The organism is Lentisalinibacter orientalis (genome assembly GCF_040706535.1).
Classification (GTDB): Bacteria; Pseudomonadota; Gammaproteobacteria; order Steroidobacterales; family Woeseiaceae; genus Lentisalinibacter; species Lentisalinibacter orientalis.
Genome location: NZ_JAPDRJ010000002.1, coordinates 52,900 through 69,045, shown reverse-complemented (window position 1 = coordinate 69,045; position 16,146 = coordinate 52,900). Strand labels below are relative to the sequence as shown.

Sequence of the window (16,146 nt, the reverse complement as noted above, 5' to 3'; positions counted from 1 at the left end):
GCCTTATGAGCAAGACACGCGACCGCATACTCATGTGTCCGCCGGACTACTTCACGGTGGACTACGTCATCAACCCCTGGATGGCCGGCAACGAGGGGGCGCTGGACCCCGAGAAGGCGCGGCAACAGTGGGAGAACCTGCGCGACGCGCTCTCCGCGCACGCCGACATCGAGGTGATGGAGCCCCAGCCCGGGCTGCCGGACATGGTGTTCACCGCCAATGCGGGCGTGGTCTTCGGCGAGAAGGCGATTGCCAGCCACTTCATGCCGAAGGAGCGCCGCCCGGAGGAGCCTCACTTCAAGCGCTGGTTCCGCGACCACGGCTACGAGCTCTACGACCTGCCCGAGGACATCGGCTTCGAGGGCGCCGGCGACTGCCTGCTGGACCGGGGCGGGCCGTGGCTGTGGACCGGCTACGGTTTTCGCACCGAGATCGAGGCCCACGAGCACATCGACCGCTTCTTCGACCGGGAGCTGGTCTCCATCCGCCTCACCGACTCGCGCTTCTATCACATCGACACCTGCCTCTGCCCGCTCAGCGAGGGCTTCCTGCTCTACCACCCGCCGGCCTTCGATTACGACTCCCGGGTGGCCATCGAGACGCGGGTGCCGGATCACAAGCGCATCGTCGCCGACACGCTGGATGCCGGTAACTTCGCCTGCAACGCCGTGAACGTGGACGACCAGATCTTCGTGCACAAGGCATCGAACCCGCTGAAGGCGCGGCTGATGCGCCTCGGCTTCGAGGTGAACGAGATCGATCTGTCCGAGTTCCTGAAGGCCGGCGGTTCGGCCAAGTGCCTTACGCTGAAACTCTCCGAACCCCGCCGCCGCTGAGACGAGAACCACCAGGAGGTCCCATGACCGAGGCCGCCCCCGAGGCCGTGCGCTACACCATCACCCCGGCCGAGCCGGGCGCCCATCTGTACCGGGTGACCGTGACGGTCGCCGACCCCGACCCGGCCGGGCAGGTGTTCTCCATGCCGGCGTGGATACCGGGCAGCTACATGATCCGCGACTACGCCCGCCACATCGTCTCCATCGAGGCCGAGGCCGAAGACCGGCCCGTGGCGCTGGAGAAGGTGGACAAGACCACCTGGCGGGCCGCGCCCTGCCGCGGCGAGCTGACGGTGACCACCCTGGTGTACGCCTGGGATCTCTCCGTGCGCGGCGCGCATCTCGACAACACCCACGCCTACTTCAACGGCCCCTGCGTGTTCCTGGCCGCGGAGGGCCGGGAGGACGCGCCGGTGCGCCTCGAGGTGCGGCCGCCGCCGGACGGCATCGGCGCGAACTGGCGGCTGGCCACGGCCATGCGCCGGGTGAGCGGGAAGGACTGGGGTTACGGCACCTTCGCGGCGGACGACTACGACGAACTCATCGACCATCCCTTCGAGATCGGCGACCTCACCATCGGCGAGTTCGGCGTCAACGGCATCCCCCACGCCATCGCCGTGCGTGGCGCCCGCCGGTTCGACCTGGAACGGCTGTGCCGGGACATGGAGCGGACGTGTGCGGAGCACCACCGCCTGCTCGGCGCGCCGGAAGACCTGGACCGCTATGTCTTTCTGCTCTACTGCATGAGCGACGGCTACGGCGGCCTGGAACACCGCTGGTCGTCCAGCCTGGTGTGCAAGCGCTCCGACCTGCCGCGGGCCGGCGAGGAGCGGGTGAGCGACGGTTACCGGCGCTTCCTCGGCCTGGTGAGCCACGAGTACTTCCACCTGTGGAACGTCAAGCGCATGAAGCCGGCGGCCTTCACCCCCTACGACCTCACGGCCGAGTCGCACACCGGCCTGCTGTGGGTGTTCGAGGGCATCACCTCCTACTACGACGACCTGGCGCTGGTGCGCTCCGGGCTCATCGACGCCGCGGGCTACCTGGAACTGCTGGGCCAGACCATTACCAAGGTGCTGCGCACGCCGGGGCGGCGCCTGCAGAGCATCGAGGAGTCGAGCTTCGACGCCTGGACGAAGCTGTACAAGCAGGACGAGAACGGCCCGAACAGCATCATCAGCTACTACACCAAGGGCTCGCTGGTGGCGCTCGCCCTGGACCTCAAACTGCGCGCCGGGACCGGCGGCTGCAACCTGGACGTGGTCATGCGCGAGTGCTGGCGCCGCTACGGCGAGACCGGCGCCGGCATGCCGGAGCGGGCGCTGGAGTCCGTCGCCGAGGAGCTGAGCGGCCTCGACCTCGGCGACTTCTTCGAGCGTTACGTGCGCGGCACCGGGGACCCGCCGCTGGACGAGCTGCTGGCCGCGATGGGAGTGGGCTATCACCTGCGCCAGGCGACCGGCGCCGGCGATGCGGGCGGCAAGCCGCTGCAGAACAACCCCCAGCCGCTGCCCTGGCTGGGCGGCCGGATGTCGTCCGAGGGTGATCGCACCCGGCTGGCGGTGGTGCTGGCGGATGGCCCGCTGCAGCGGGCCGGGGCGGCCGCCGGCGACGAACTGGTGGCCCTGGACGGGCTGCGCGCCACGCCGTCGTCGATGCCGGTGCTGCTGCGCGGGTATCGTGCCGGCGACACGGCCGAGCTGACGGTGTTCCGCCAGGACGAGTTGTTCACCCTGCCCATCACGCTGGCGGAGGCGCCGGCGGACACCTGTTACCTGACCCTGGACGAGGAGGCGGACGACGCCGTGCTGGCGCGGCGCCGGGACTGGCTGGGGCGCTGAACCCGCTCAGGCGGCGTCTTCGTCCTCGTCTTCCGGCTCGAACCCCTCCAGCTGCCGGTACAGCAGGAAGGAGTAGATCACCGGCACGAAGCCGGCGATGAGGGCGCCCGCCACCACCACCCGCAGGTCCGGCAGATACAGGGCGCTCATGAGTGCGGCGATGCCGGCCAGCGTGAACAGCCAGGCCGCCAGCCGGTGGGTGCGTGCCCACACCTCGCTGCTCGCCAGCGTCCAGGGCGTGCGGATGCCGATGAAGAAGTTCTTGCGCACCTTGCCGAGGTAATTGCCGAGGATCACGAACAGCACGCCCAGCGCGCCGGCCATGAAACGGGGCATGGCGATCTGGAACCCGGCCGCATAGAGCAGCGTCGCCACGGCGAGCACGGCCATGAAGGCCACGAGCACCACCTGGAACAGCCGCACCACCTCCATGAACTGATCGGTGCGGAATCCCTTCGGCGAGATCACCGGAATCAGCTTCATGAGCACGAACACCAGCCAGGCGATGGCGGGCAGCAGGAACGCGCCCCAGGGCTTGGGCGTATAGCTGTCGACGTCGCCCGCCGCGTTCCAGTGCGTGGGGATCAGCTCGGGCAGGGACGGGTACATCACCGCCGCGAAAGCGAACGAGAACGCGATGAACAGGATGCTGAGCCAGTCGGCGAGGCGTTGGGTCATGAGGTGTCGCTCTCCTTGTCGTTGTCGCCGTCATCGGTGCCCGGCCTGTCCTCCGACCCGAACAGGTCCATGAACAGCGCCGCCACCTCCTCCATCACCGAGGCGTTCAGTGAGTAGACGATGTGCTGCCCGCGGCGTTCCGTGCGCACCAGGTCGGCGGCCTTCAGGATGCCGAAGTGGTGCGACAGCGAGGCGCGGGTGATGGGGAAGGCCTCCGCCAGCTCGCCCGCCGTCTGCGAACCCTTGCGCAGCCGCCGCAGGATGGAGCGGCGGGTGGGATCGGCGAGGGCCTTGAAGACGGACTGTTGCTTCATGGTGTTATGATATTTCGAGAAATATCTAAATACAAGACTTCGCCGCTGTGCAGCGTCGCGCGATAGCCGCGCCTGCCGTCGCTCATTAGAATGCCAGCCCTCATGCAGCCCACCCGTCGCACAGAGCCCGCCCCGTGCCGCTGATACCGCCCCGAGCCCGCATCTTCCTGGGCGCGACGCTGATCAGCTTCTCGCCCGTCTGGGTGGCGCTGGTGGACGTGGCGCCGACGGCGAGCGCGTTCTACCGCATGCTGATCGGCGGCATCGCGCTCACGGTGTTCATCGCCGCCACCGGGCGCAGCTTCCGCTTCAACCGGGTCGCGTTCGTCGCCATCGTTGCCGCGGCCGTGTTCTTCGCGCTGGATCTCTGGTTCTGGCACCGCAGCGTGCTCTACGTGGGGCCCGGGCTCTCGACGCTGCTGGCCAACTTCCAGGTGTTCGCCATGACGGCGGTGGGCATCATCTTCCTCGGTCAGCGGGCGAGCGTCTGGCAATTGATCGCCATCCCGGTCGCCATCGTCGGTCTCGCGCTGGTGGTGGGAGTGGACTGGAGCGTGCTGAGCCCGGAGTACCGGCTGGGTGTGCTCTTCGGGCTGGCCACCGCGGCGAGTTACACCGGTTATCTGCTGTCGCTGCGCCGCGCCCAGGCGGAGAGCGGTCACGTGCTGCCGCGAGCGGAGATCGCGGTGATGTCGCTGGTGTGCGCCGCCGTGCTCGGCGCCATGGTGCTTGCGGAAGGCGAGTCCTTCGCCGTGCCCAGCGCCGCCGATGCCGGCTGGCTGGTGTGCTACGGCGTGCTCTCCCACGTGCTCGGCTGGCTGCTGATCGCCGGCAGCCTGTCTCGGGTGTCCACCGCGGTGGTGGGCATCTCGCTGCTGCTGCAGCCGCTGCTCTCCTACGTGTGGGAGATCCTGCTGTTCGGCCGGGTGGTGAGCGCCACCGAGATGACCGGCGCCGCCATCGCGCTGGCCGCCATCTTCATGGGCTCCCGCCCCCGCCTGCAGAGCAAGGGCGAGCCGCCGCAGCCGGCCGGGGGCGGGTGATACAATTGCACCGGCCCCGATGCCGCGGGCCGCACACCCGATCACTCGCATGCTGGAACTCGGACTGAAGGTACTCATCGCCTACTTGCTGGGCTCGATCATGGGCGGCGTGCTCATGGGCCGGCTCAAGGGCGGCGTGGATCTGGCCACCGTGGGCAGCGGCAACGTGGGCGGCACCAACGCGCTGCGCACCCAGGGCAAGCTGTTCGCCCTCGGCGTGGTGGTGGTGGACGTGGGCAAGGGCGTGCTGGCCGCGGGCGTCATCCCGGGGCTCGACATCCCGGGCGTGGGCATCGACCTCGTCGTGGACCGCCATTGGCTCACCCTGTCGTGCGCCGGCGCGGCGGTGGTGGGCCACGTCTACCCGGTCTGGCACCGCTTCCGCGGCGGCAAGGGCGCGGCGACGCTGGTGGGCGCCTTCGGCGTGCTCGCGCCCGTCCTCCTGCTGCCGCTGATCCTCATCTGGCTGGGCGTCATCGTGCTCAGCGGCTACGTGGGGCTCGCCACCATGATCACCGCCTGGAGCGCGGCGCTGATGATTGCCACCAGCCCCGGGCCCGCCGGCCGTCCCTTCGTGATATTCGCGCTGGTCGCCGCGCTGTTCATGCTCTGGACCCATCGCTCCAACATCGCGCGCATGCGCGCCGGCAACGAGAACCGCAACGAACGCCTGATGATCTTCCGCCCGCGCTCCGGCCCGAAAGCCTGACTCTCCATGACCACCCCCGATCCCCTCAACGAGGAAGGCATCCGTGACGCTCTGCCCGACGGCAGCGGCGCCTGGCTGGAGCACCTGGACGTCTTCGACACCATCGACTCCACGAACGACTGGCTGGCCGGACAGATGCCGCCCGCGGAAGGCCGCCTGGCCGCGGCCGTCGCCGACTACCAGTCGAAGGGCCGCGGCCGGCGGGGCCGCCAGTGGGACATCCCGCCGGGCCACGGCCTGTGCCTGTCCGTGGCCCGCGCGGTCACCGTGCCCGCCGAGGCCGTCTCCGCCCTGACGCTGGCCTGCGGCACCGCCGCCGCCGAGACGCTGGAGTCCTTCGGCGCGGAGGACATCCGGCTGAAGTGGCCCAACGACCTCGTGCTGATCGACGGCAAGCTGGGCGGCATCCTCTCCGAGATCGCCGGCCGCGCCGGCGCCGCCACGCACGTGGTGGTGGGCATCGGCATCAACGTCTCGCTGCCGGCGGGGTTCGCGCCGCCCGGCGACATCGGCTGGGGCCGTGGCCCCGCCGCCCTGGCGGAAGTGCTGGAACCGCTGCCGGCGCGCAACCGCCTGGCGGCGGCGCTGATCGACGCCCTGCAGACCGCTTTCGATGCCTACGAGGCCGGGGGATTCGCGCCGTTCGCCGAGCGCTGGCAGCGCCGCGACTGGATGCGCGGCAGCGAGGTGACCGTGCGTGACGCGGACGGCGAGGCGCGCGGCGTGGCCGCCGGCATCGACGCCGGCGGCGCGCTGCTGGTGGACACGCCGGACGGGCAGCGGCGTATCATCGCCGGTGATATCCTGCGCTGCCGCCGTCCCGCCCCGGGCACCGGAAACTGATGAGCACCGTACTCTTCGACATCGGCAACACCCGCCTCAAATGGGGCGTGCTGACGGCCTCCGGCGAGGTGGCCGGCGCCGGCTACCGCACCCACAAGGAATGCGAGTCGGATAACTACGCCGCCGTGCTGGACACGCTGCCCGGCGACATCGACCGCGTCGTCGCGGCCAACGTGGCCGGCCGGCGGGTGGCCGCGGATCTCTCCCGCGCCATCGACGAGAAGGCCGGCATCGACATCGACTTCGCCACCAGCCGCGCCGAGGCCTGCGGCCTCACTAACGGCTACGACGAGCCCGCCCGGCTGGGCGTGGACCGCTGGGCGGCCTGCGTGGGCGCCTGGACCCGCTACCCGGACGAGGCGCTGCTGGTGGTGGACGCCGGCACCGCCACCACCCTGGATGCCATCGACTCCTCCGGCCAACACCTGGGCGGCCTCATCCTGCCCGGCCTCACGCTCATGGGCCGGGTGCTCGACACGGCCACCAGCGGCATCGGCACCGACGGCGCCGGCGCCGACGACCCGGAGCCGGAGAACCTGTTCGGCCGCACCACCGACCAGGCGGTGCGCAGCGGCGCGCTCGCAGCCATCTGCGGCGCCATGGAGCGGGCCTGCCGGGTGCTCGAGGGCATCGACCAGGTGCCGCGCATCGTGCTCACGGGCGGCGACGCCCGGCGCATTCAGCGCCAGTGGCACTACACCGTGGAGAACCGGCCGGACCTGGTACTCGAGGGCCTGGCGGCGCTCGCGGGGGCGGAATGAGAAACCTCGTTCTCCTGCTCGCGCTGGCCAACGTCATCTTCTTCGCCTGGAACCAGTGGGTGGCGGAGCCGCCGTCCGAGGGCGCCACCCGTTTCCGTGCATCCGACCTCGGCCCCACGCTGGAACTGGCGCCCGAGCCGGCCGGGGGCGCGGCAGCGGACGAAGCGGCCGGCATGGCCGGTCGGCCCATCGGCCCCCCTGCCGATGCCGCGCCGGATACCGACTTCCCCGCAGCGGAGCCGGCGGCGCCGGCATCGGACCGGCCAGCGGCCGAGACCGCCGAGGCCGCCGAGACCGCCGCTGCCCCGGCCGCGGACGTCTGCATCAGCATGGGCCCCTTCGGCAGCGCCGAGACGGGAGAGGACGTTGTCGCCCGGGTGCGCGACCTCGGCGGCGAAGCCGGCCTGCGCAGCGCCAGCGAAGATGTCTTCCTGGGCCACTGGGTACAGATCCGCAACATCCCCGGCCGGGAGGAGGCCAACCGCCAGGTGGCCGTGCTGCAGGAGGCGGGCTTCGAGGACGCCTACCCCATGCCCGAGGACGACGGCGAGCGCACCATTTCGCTGGGGCTATTCAGCGACGAGGAGCGGGCCGAGCGACTTCAGCAGCAGGCTCTCGAACTGGGGCTGGACGCCGAGGTGGTACCGCAGACCCGGGAGGCCACCACTTACTGGGTGGACGTGCGGCTCGACCCCGGCCAGGACCCGGAAGGCTTCGCCAGCGTGCTCGGCGTGGACGACATCGTCACCGGCCCGGACGCCGTCTGCCCGCCCTAGACTCGCACTGCGCGAAAGGCGGACAAGAGCCGGCAAGGGCCTGCCGGCCTGGCGGGCGCTACTCGAGCAGAAACTCCAGCAGGTGCAGCGAGGCGGCCACCGCGTGCACGATCATGCCCACCACCAGGGCGTCCGCGGTCACGATGTGCCAGTCCCGCCAGGCCATCGCGGCCCGCGAGCCTTCCAGCACGAACCAGCCGAGCCCCGTAAGCGCGGTGGCCACCAGCAGCACCAGCACCAGCCCCTCGATCAGCGAGAACAGCCCGGCGCCGCCCGGCTGGGGCAGCCGGCCCTTCGGGATGCCGACGAGATCCCGCTTCACCTCTGCGAAATTGCCGGCGAGCCAGGGGAAATAGTCCCGCCAGCGCCCGTTCAGCGTGTTGGTGGCGAAATAGGTGAGGCTCAGCGGCACCAGCACGAGGCCCAGCGCGATGTGGGCGTAGTCCAGGAAGCCGGCGGACTCCGGGATGCCCTTGCGCATCGTGATCCAGGGGCTGGTGAGCACCAGCCAGAGGGAGAGCAGCAGCACCACCAGGTGCTGGCTGTCGGCGAGCTTGTCGAGTACGCGGCGCAATGGCGGACGCGAGCGCTCAGGCGGCCTCGGCCTTGCCGAGGGCGGCGGCCTGCTCGGCGAAGCGGTCCACCACGGCCCAGTCCGTGTACTGCTCCTTGGTCTGTGGATCCGTCGGGCCCTTCGTGATCCACATGATGAAGCGGATGATGTTGCGGTCCATGGCGCCGTAGCGCTGGTAGTCGAGATCACCGGCGAACACGCCCAGCAGATCCGGCTGCCAGGGGCTCTTCTGCACGAACTGCTTCGTGTACGGGTTCGTCTCCGGCGTGTTCTTCTCCGGCTTGCGGGCCACCAGATTCACGGAGAAAAACGCGCTCGGCCGCTCGTCCAGCAGGGACTTGTACTTGCGGATGAAATCCCACACCGGCGGCTTGTACTTGCCGTTACGGATGCAGGCGCCGAGGATGATGCGCTCGTACTGCGTGGGGTCCACGTCCGGGTTCTCGAGCAGGGAGACCGCGTCCACCTCCTCGCCCAGCTCCGTCATGCGGTCGCGGATGCGCTCGGCGATGCGTCGGGTGTGCCCGTACAGACTGAAATACAGCAGCAGCGTCTTGGCCACGTCAGAACCTCGGTGCGTTTCCCGGCGCCCTAAACCCGCATGAGGATAGCCGAGCGGGGCGGCGGTTCAATACGGGTTTCCGTAAGTGATTGTCAGTAGAAGCCGTGGAAGGGGCCACAGGTCCGGCCAGGCGGGTGTGAAGCGGGTGCTGGCTCCGTTCGGCCGGCTTGCCTACAATTGCTCCGGCGGGACAGAAACGCCGGAATAGCTCAGCTGGCAGAGCAACTGATTTGTAATCAGTAGGTCGGGGGTTCGAATCCCTCTTCCGGCACCATGAAATCAGGGTGCATTCCGATCATATGGATTGCATTGTAAGAAGGAAGTCATGCACAGTCAGTCTGACTCGCTGAACCTCAGGCAAGAAGCTGCAGCACTGCAGAACTACTGGTCCCCCCGCATCCTCGCCCAGGTCAACGACCAATATGTGAAGGTCGCGAGGCTCAAAGGCGATCTGGCCTGGCACAAGCACGACGATGAGGACGAGATGTTTCTCGTTCTGGAAGGCGAGCTGCGGATAGAGTACGAGGATCGTGTCGTGAAGCTCGGCGCAGGTGATTTCCATGTCGTGCCCAAGGCCGCCATGCACAACCCGGTCTGCGAGGAGGAGTGCCTGATTGCCCTGATCGAGACCGTTACGACGAAGCACACGGGTGATACGCAGACAGTGAAGACAAAGTCCATCGACGAGCAACTGGGCCTGGTCGATCACTCTCCATCAGGAGAGTGAAGGACGCCGGTAATCGCCGCTACCAGATGGGTAGAGGCTGCTAGTGGCCGCCAGCGGTGTGGCGCCGAATCCGCCGTCTACCGCCGGTCGCTCGCGGAACACAACCATAGCGACCAAATTGCCGTTCGGCATTCATGGCCGCTGCCACGGCAGCCAGTTCGCGAAAGTGCTCGACATTGGGCTCGGTGAGTGGCCGGCCGTTTTCCATAGCCCAGTCCACTACATCGATCAATCGCCAGATTGAAGCATGACCGCTCAGGTGCATGGCTCGCGGAAAGGTCCCATTCGTCACCAGCTTCCTCGCATTTTGACGCGTGCAACCGAGCAGCTCGGCGATCTCCGATACGCCTATGTAGTCGGGTGATATCTCGATCAGTTCGGCGTGCGGTACCGCCTTCTTCACGTCGTTTGCCGCCGATTCAATCGCTTTTCCGGCAGTTGATGCCACCCGCTTGAAGTCCAATCCGATCGTTCCGTGAATCCCGGTGCCCACGAGCGCATCGTCGCATCCTGCCTCGTAAAGCGCGTCCAGGAGATCCTCCGGATCGGTTTTCGGATCAGCCAGGTGGAAGTTCAGTGAAAAAGCGTATTCGTTCATCGATGTGACTCATCCGGCCGAGGCGCCTGATGGCGGCACCTGTCGACGCGTCTTCTGATCTGCTTTGCGTAGTTTTCCGCGTGCCTCGGCGTGCTGTAGATTGAGGTCTTGCAGAACTGTCCGTTCCTGCAGGTTGCATCGTCATGCGGACACAAGATGCAGCCAAACGCGTGAGCGCTCTTGCCAGACTTCTCGAACCTCCAGCCCTGCCGCTCTGCGTACCGGATGCTGGCCTCGATATGCTTGTTCGGGTGCTTCCTGCGGGGCAATTCGTCGATTCCAGTGTAGGCTGAGCGCTGCGAGGTTGTCAATTGACAACAAAGGGCGCCATGTAGCCCGACCATTGAGCACGACAATCGCTCGAGCGGCTGCAGACTTATCTCGTTGACGAATGGAGAAAGAAGAAAGAAGAAGCCTTGCCGCGGTCCGCCTGCGACCGGCTGCACCGACAGGGCATGTAGCGGGGCGGCATCATGGAACCCATGCCGGCTGCCGTAAGGTGATTCGTCGTGTCATTCCGGCAGACCGGGTCCAGCCCACGCAGCCTCTGGTAGAGTAATACCCGTCACATTCTCCGGGACGGGCTTTGGAAGAATATCTCGCGCAAGCCACTGAATACGGTCAGCTGGCGCTCGGCTATCTGCAACAGACGGGTGTCGTATTCCAGGCGGCCCTGATCGCCGGTCTGTTCGCCCTTGCCTGGGGTCTCACCTGGTGGGCGAAGCCGAGGCTCGAAGAGCGTGCGCGCGGCATCAAGGGTTATCCGGGCGTCCTGCGCCTGATCGTGCTGTTGCTGCGGCGGCTCCTCTGGATCTTCTTCGTGCTGTTCCTCGGCACCGCAGACGTGCTGGTGCGCAGCATCGGCTGGCCCGAGAACGACATCCTGCTGTCGAACGTACTTCTGCTGAGTCTCGCGTGGCTCGTCATCTCGTTCGGCTCGCAGGTGATCCGCAGCCGTGCCATCGGGCGCACGTTCGCCGTGCTCGGCTGGGTCTATGTGGCGGCGACCGTGCTGGGGATCACGGACGACATCGCCGCCGTGCTCGGGGGTATCGGCTTCCAGATCGGTACGGGCGGAGCAAGGCTGACGCTGCTGGTCGCCATCAAGGCGGTCCTGCTGCTCGGTGTCCTGCTCTGGGCCGCCACGGCCCTCGGCAATTTCCTGGATCAGCGCATCCAGCGCTCGGATGAGCTGACGCCGTCGCTGCGCGTGCTCATCGGCAAGGTGTTGCGCATCACGCTGGTCGTCGTCGCGGCGCTGGTCGCCCTCGGCGGCCTCGGCATCGACCTCACCGTATTCACCGTCCTCTCCGGTGCCATCGGTGTCGGTATCGGTTTCGGTCTGCAGAAGGTCGTCTCGAATTTCATCTCCGGCATCATCATCCTGCTCGACCGCTCCATCAAACCGGGCGATACCATCTCGCTGGGCGAGACCTTCGGCTGGATCCGCGAGCTGAGGGCGCGTTTCGTCTCCGTGGTCACGCGTGACGGCCGCGAGTACCTGATACCGAACGAGGACTTCATCACGCGTGAAGTCATCAACTGGTCGTTCTCCGACGACCTGGTGCGTATCGACGTGCCGTTCGGTGTGTCGTATTCCTCGGATCCCCACCAGGTGATCGAGCTGGCCATCGAGGCCGCTGCCTCGGTCAAGCGTGTGGAGTCGTCACAGAAGCCGGTCTGCTGGATGACCGAGTTCGGCGATTCCTCGCTGAATTTCCTGGTGCGTTTCTGGATTCGCGATCCACAGAACGGCCTCACCAACATCCGCGGCCAGGTGCTGCTCGCCCTGTGGGACAGCTTCAAGGAGCACGGCATCAACATCCCGTTCCCGCACCGCGAGGTGATCATGCGCACGCCGGTGGAGGTAGCGCGGGTGCCGGAAGGGGATTGAGTCCGCGTCGTTTGTGATCAGCGCAAGCTTCGGCTAACGGCGAGAAGCGGAAACAAAAAAGCCCCGCACTGGGCGGGGCTTTGACGGACGTTAAGTGAGCGGTGACTAGACTTGCTTCCGCCTGCGAGTGAATGCCAGGCCGATCAGACCCATGCCCAGGAGCGCAATAGTCCCGGGCTCAGGAACGCGCGTCAGGGAGAAGCCGTTGACGAATACGTTGCAACAGACACCTTGATCGCTGAAGTCTATCCGGCCCTGCAATATGGCGATGCCGGTCGCATCAGTAAAGACACGGAAATTGGCAACCTGAGCGTCCAGGCCGGTAGGATCCGGGCTATCCGGGATGCTAAGCGCCACCCCGTTCCAGAGCATGTTGCGCCCGCCGTTACTGACATCGTCGAAGGCCCACAAGCTGACGTCATACCAAGCCGATGCCGCCAGGCCGGAGATAGAAATATCGACACCGGCAGGATTGCCGACTTCGGTATTCCGTTCGTCAGCAAATACGAAATCACGCCACATGTCGTTGTTCGCAGTGTCACCCCCGGTGCCGTCGGTATTGCCGGCGCCCCGGTCGCGGTCGTCCAATATCACGCCGCCCACCGCATCGAAGGTCACACCATTGATTCCGTCCAGATTAGCCGCGATCCAGCCATCCAGCGTGATATTTGTGCCACGGTCATTTACGTCGTAGAGGATAGGCGTCGCACCAGCGGCACCCGCAAACAGGAGTGCTGCCAAAGCGAGTGAAGTCCGTTTCGTCGATATCATGTCCATGTTCCTCTGTGCGGCGAGATCACTAGTGGGATAGCAAGCACATATCGTGCCAAGGCGGCTATAGACACAATTTTCAATACCTTGCCGCCGCGACTAAATCAGTTACAGAGGACACTGTAAGATATTTCGACACCCGCGAATCAAGGCGCCTCTCTGTTGAGGCGCCGGACAATCGACTAGCCGGTCTCGGCGCTCTGTATGGATTCGGTGCCTGGCTGCGTCCGCAGCAATCGAATCGAGCCGAGCTCACTGATGAACTGGTTGATGTGACTATAGTTCGGGCGGGTCGTACCAACGAGAGCAGTCACTACGGCGAAAAGCGCTGGGCCGATAGCGCCGCACAGCAACACCAGTTTTCGTCGACTCGTAGACACGATTGATACCAGGGAGGCAAACAACCCGCTCATCCCGCGAGCTTCTGCGTAAGGTCGCTAGCGGTAATCCTGCCTCAGAGCGCCGCCGGGGTCGCTGCCCAGGTATCGCGTTTGGAAGGCAGGAGATGGCCCCCCGAAAGAGGCCATCTCTGGTCGGCTCAGTCCTGCGGGCGCGGCGTATCGGCAACGCTCGGCGGCAGTACCGGATAGACCACCTGCGGCTGCTCGCCGGTCAGGCTGAGCAGGAACCCGGTGATGAGATCGATCTCTTCTTCGCTCAATTCGGCGCCGAGCTGGCTCACGCCCATGATGCCGACTGCCTGACGCAGGTCCCAGACCTTGCCGCTGTGGAAATACGGCGGGGTCAGTTCGATGTTGCGCAGCGTCGGTACCTTGAAGACGTACTCGTCACTCACGGTGTTGGTGACCTGGAAACGACCCTTGTCGTCCGGCGGCAGGATATCGGCGCCGGGTTTCTCCACTACGCCGAACGGCGCGTACTGGCCGCCGCCGATGTTGATGCCGCTGTGGCAACCGGCGCAGCCCTTGTTTATGAAGAGCTGCAGCCCGGATCGCTGATCCGCCGTGAGCGCAGATTCGTCGCCGGTGAGGTAGCGATCGAACGGCGCGTCCGGCGTCAGCAGCGTCGCCTCGAACAGCGCAATGGCGTCGCGGACGTTCTCGAAGGTGATCGGGTCGTCGGCCTCAGGGAAGGCGCGGTCGAATGCCTGCACATAACCGGGAATGCCCCGCAGCTGCTCGACCACGTGTTTCTCGGTCGTGCCCATCTCCACCGGATTCACCAGCGGGCCGCCGGCCTGCTCCTCGAGGTCTTCGGCACGGCCATCCCAGAACTGCGCGGTGTTGAATACGGCATTCAGTACCGTGGGCGCATTACGTCCGCCCCGCTGCCAGTGATGGCCGATGGAAGTCTGCTGCAGGTCCACGCCGCCCAGACCGACCATGTGGCAGGAGTTGCAGGAGATGGCGTGGCTCTCCGACAGCCGGGGCTCGAAGTAGAGCATCCGTCCGAGTTCGAGTCGCTCCGGTGTGGCGGCCACACCTGAGAGGGTGGGCGGCTCCTGCGGGATGGGTTTGAACAGGCTCTCGGCCTGGCTGCGCAGCGCATCCTGCGCATGGGCACCTGCGGCGGCCGCGAGCAGCACGCCCGCGGACAACAGAACTCTCAGTCCATTCCGTTTCATGAGGGATCTCCTTTTCCTTCGGCGTTGCACTCCGATTTTCGCGCCGTGAGACGGGCAGCGTCATGAGGGTTCTCCGCAAGACGCGCGGGATCGGAACCCCGGGGCCGGCCGTATCGGCACGGCCGGCACCGGGGGTTCGGGACGGGTTTACGGTTGCAGGTCTGCCGTACGATCCGCCGGCATCGTCGGGATCATCCAGAGATACGGGGTGGACGGCTCCACGTCGGCCGCCAGTGCCCCCGGCGTCGGCTCACCCCTGGCGCCCAGGAAGCGTACGTACCGGTACATCGCGCGCATGTCCTGCTCGCTAAGGCGGTTGACGTTCATCCAGGGCATGGGCGGACGGTCCTTGCGGTGCGTGAGCATGGCTACCCAGCCGTCTTCGTCGACCGACTGGGCCAGCAGCCTGAGATTGAAGGCATAGGTGGTGCCCCACGGGCCGCGCCAGCCGAGCGGCGAACCGGTGAGCCAGTCGCTCTCGGCGACCTGCCCGCCGTTCTCGGAATAGCCGGCCGTATGACAGTCGTTGCAGCCGGCGACGGTTATGAGATAGCGGCCCGCCTCGATTTCCGAGGCCGCCTGGACATGGGGTTGCGACTGGCGGGCGGCCTCTGCGCCGGGGTCCGGTCCCTCGGCGAGGCTGGAAGAGGCAACGAGACACAGGGCGATTGCGGCGAGCGCGTTGCGCTCAGGCGTGAAATGGGTCGTCATGGGTGTGGATCTCTCGCAGAAAAGCCAGAGACACTGGTCTGGCGGCAGGCCTGATCTCTCCATTCATCCCCCGCCCTCGGGCCGGGGAACCCGTCAGGCCATATTAGTCTACGCCGATCGCCGATGCCGGCAAGAACAAAAAAATTAGGCAAAACAGCCGGTTGAAGTGCGTCGGAATCGGCGGCTTCGCGCGCAGACGGGGCCTCGGGCCGGTTCCATGGCTGCTACCACAGGGCCCTCGCGGCTGGCGCTGATGTCATGCTGTGCGGAAGCGCTCGCCGCCATGCCGAGTGCGAAACATGTTGCGGCGGCCAATTTGTAGCGCATGGACTCTCTCCCCCTCGGATCAGTGTCGCCGCCCACTATAACGGAAGGTCTATTCGCGGCCCGTTCGGCTCCTCGAACAGCGATTTCTTCGGGAAGCAGATCAGGCCAGTGATGTGCGCGGTCAGCCAGCAGGTTTCCCGACGGTCAGGGCAGTCCACTTCGGAAATTCCTCTTTGAAGGCTACGCCGGTCGATTTGAGATCGTGAGGCGACTCCACACAAGCGACGGCCAGATGGACTTCGCCGGGCCATTTATCCGATCGGAACAGAATCCTCGTTCCACATGCCGAACAGAATCCCCTTTCCGACTCGGGTCCGGATCGATACCAGGTGAGCAGATCCTCGCCGGCGTCGATGCGGAACGCAGGCGTTTTCACGCCGACCCAGCAAACAGCTGTTGCACCGTGGGCTTGCCTGCAGGATTGGCATACACAATCGGCAACGAACCTCGGCGGGCCGGAGAAAGAGAACCGGACCGCGCCACACATACATGCTCCATGATATTCCTTGTTCACGTCGATCCCCCGGCACCAGAATCTCGAGCAATAATGAGGTCGCGCTCATCTACGCCGCCGTGCGGCCCGGCGACCCGCTGCT

The 16,146-nt window shown here is 66.4% G+C and carries 18 protein-coding genes and 1 tRNA gene; 10 read left to right on the top strand and 9 right to left on the bottom strand.

The annotated features are described in order from the left end of the window. The first annotated feature begins 5 nt into the window (after positions 1-5). The gene (locus tag ACJMK0_RS10250) at positions 6-836 is read left to right on the top strand and encodes a dimethylarginine dimethylaminohydrolase family protein (RefSeq protein WP_405238072.1); all 831 of its coding nucleotides are present in this window, start codon (positions 6-8) and stop codon (positions 834-836) included. Between the two features lie 23 nt (positions 837-859). Then, complete coding sequence (locus ACJMK0_RS10245) at positions 860-2,677, top strand: M61 family metallopeptidase (RefSeq protein WP_405238070.1); 1,818 nt, start codon at positions 860-862, stop codon at positions 2,675-2,677. A 6-nt stretch (positions 2,678-2,683) separates the two neighbouring features. Here the strand turns inward: ACJMK0_RS10245 and ACJMK0_RS10240 are convergent, their stop codons facing one another. Next, positions 2,684-3,355, bottom strand: a complete 672-nt coding sequence (locus ACJMK0_RS10240) for an SdpI family protein (protein WP_405238068.1) — start codon at positions 3,353-3,355, stop codon at positions 2,684-2,686. Beyond that, on the bottom strand, positions 3,352-3,669 hold the full coding sequence (locus ACJMK0_RS10235; RefSeq protein WP_405238066.1) for an autorepressor SdpR family transcription factor: 318 nt from the start codon (positions 3,667-3,669) through the stop codon (positions 3,352-3,354). Before ACJMK0_RS10235 ends, ACJMK0_RS10240 begins: the two co-directional genes overlap by 4 nt. Before the next feature lie 134 nt (positions 3,670-3,803). Between ACJMK0_RS10235 and ACJMK0_RS10230 the strand changes: the two genes are divergently transcribed. The 5 genes from ACJMK0_RS10230 to ACJMK0_RS10210 are packed head-to-tail and all read left to right on the top strand — an operon-like array spanning position 3,804 to position 7,801. Then, positions 3,804-4,712 carry a DMT family transporter gene (locus ACJMK0_RS10230; RefSeq protein ID WP_405238064.1) on the top strand — a complete coding sequence of 303 codons (909 nt, stop codon included), beginning with the start codon at positions 3,804-3,806 and terminating at the stop codon, positions 4,710-4,712. A 49-nt stretch (positions 4,713-4,761) separates the two neighbouring features. Continuing rightward, on the top strand, positions 4,762-5,421 hold the full coding sequence (gene plsY, locus ACJMK0_RS10225; RefSeq protein ID WP_405238063.1) for a glycerol-3-phosphate 1-O-acyltransferase PlsY: 660 nt from the start codon (positions 4,762-4,764) through the stop codon (positions 5,419-5,421). Between the two features lie 6 nt (positions 5,422-5,427). Continuing rightward, positions 5,428-6,264: a biotin--[acetyl-CoA-carboxylase] ligase gene (locus ACJMK0_RS10220; protein ID WP_405238061.1), complete on the top strand. Its 837-nt coding sequence runs from the start codon at positions 5,428-5,430 to the stop codon at positions 6,262-6,264. Continuing rightward, positions 6,264-7,025, top strand: coding sequence for a type III pantothenate kinase (locus tag ACJMK0_RS10215; RefSeq protein ID WP_405238059.1), 762 nt, complete (start codon positions 6,264-6,266; stop codon positions 7,023-7,025). Before ACJMK0_RS10220 ends, ACJMK0_RS10215 begins: the two co-directional genes overlap by 1 nt. Further along, positions 7,022-7,801, top strand: a complete 780-nt coding sequence (locus ACJMK0_RS10210; RefSeq protein WP_405238057.1) for an SPOR domain-containing protein — start codon at positions 7,022-7,024, stop codon at positions 7,799-7,801. The genes ACJMK0_RS10215 and ACJMK0_RS10210 overlap by 4 nt, the downstream gene beginning before the upstream one ends. A gap of 58 nt (positions 7,802-7,859) precedes the next feature. Here the strand turns inward: ACJMK0_RS10210 and ACJMK0_RS10205 are convergent, their stop codons facing one another. Both ACJMK0_RS10205 and hemG read right to left on the bottom strand, forming a co-directional pair. Further along, positions 7,860-8,375: a cytochrome b/b6 domain-containing protein gene (locus tag ACJMK0_RS10205; protein ID WP_405238055.1), complete on the bottom strand. Its 516-nt coding sequence runs from the start codon at positions 8,373-8,375 to the stop codon at positions 7,860-7,862. Between the two features lie 16 nt (positions 8,376-8,391). Next, positions 8,392-8,937 (bottom strand): menaquinone-dependent protoporphyrinogen IX dehydrogenase, encoded by a 546-nt coding sequence (gene hemG / locus ACJMK0_RS10200; protein WP_405238053.1) that lies wholly within the window; start codon positions 8,935-8,937, stop codon positions 8,392-8,394. Between the two features lie 198 nt (positions 8,938-9,135). On the opposite strand from hemG, the gene ACJMK0_RS10195 reads away from it, so the two are divergent. Continuing rightward, a tRNA-Thr gene (locus ACJMK0_RS10195) sits at positions 9,136-9,211 on the top strand. Between the two features lie 51 nt (positions 9,212-9,262). Then, positions 9,263-9,664 (top strand): cupin domain-containing protein, encoded by a 402-nt coding sequence (locus ACJMK0_RS10190; protein ID WP_405238051.1) that lies wholly within the window; start codon positions 9,263-9,265, stop codon positions 9,662-9,664. 40 nt (positions 9,665-9,704) lie between these two features. Here ACJMK0_RS10190 and ACJMK0_RS10185 read toward each other — a convergent pair whose 3' ends face one another. Further along, entirely contained in the window at positions 9,705-10,262 is a 558-nt protein-coding gene (locus tag ACJMK0_RS10185; RefSeq protein WP_405238050.1) for a helix-turn-helix transcriptional regulator, read from the bottom strand. A gap of 586 nt (positions 10,263-10,848) precedes the next feature. Here ACJMK0_RS10185 and ACJMK0_RS10180 point away from each other — a divergent pair. Next, entirely contained in the window at positions 10,849-12,156 is a 1,308-nt protein-coding gene (locus tag ACJMK0_RS10180) for a mechanosensitive ion channel family protein (protein ID WP_405238048.1), read from the top strand. A 105-nt stretch (positions 12,157-12,261) separates the two neighbouring features. Here ACJMK0_RS10180 and ACJMK0_RS10175 read toward each other — a convergent pair whose 3' ends face one another. The 4 genes from ACJMK0_RS10175 to ACJMK0_RS10160 form a co-directional block, all read right to left on the bottom strand. Beyond that, positions 12,262-12,927: a PEP-CTERM sorting domain-containing protein gene (locus ACJMK0_RS10175; protein WP_405238046.1), complete on the bottom strand. Its 666-nt coding sequence runs from the start codon at positions 12,925-12,927 to the stop codon at positions 12,262-12,264. Between the two features lie 538 nt (positions 12,928-13,465). Further along, positions 13,466-14,512 (bottom strand): cytochrome-c peroxidase, encoded by a 1,047-nt coding sequence (locus ACJMK0_RS10170; RefSeq protein ID WP_405238044.1) that lies wholly within the window; start codon positions 14,510-14,512, stop codon positions 13,466-13,468. A gap of 147 nt (positions 14,513-14,659) precedes the next feature. Beyond that, positions 14,660-15,223, bottom strand: coding sequence for a c-type cytochrome (locus ACJMK0_RS10165; RefSeq protein ID WP_405238042.1), 564 nt, complete (start codon positions 15,221-15,223; stop codon positions 14,660-14,662). Positions 15,224-15,671: 448 nt separating this feature from the next. Beyond that, on the bottom strand, positions 15,672-16,064 hold the full coding sequence (locus ACJMK0_RS10160; protein WP_452233285.1) for a GFA family protein: 393 nt from the start codon (positions 16,062-16,064) through the stop codon (positions 15,672-15,674). Positions 16,065-16,146 lie beyond the last annotated feature (82 nt).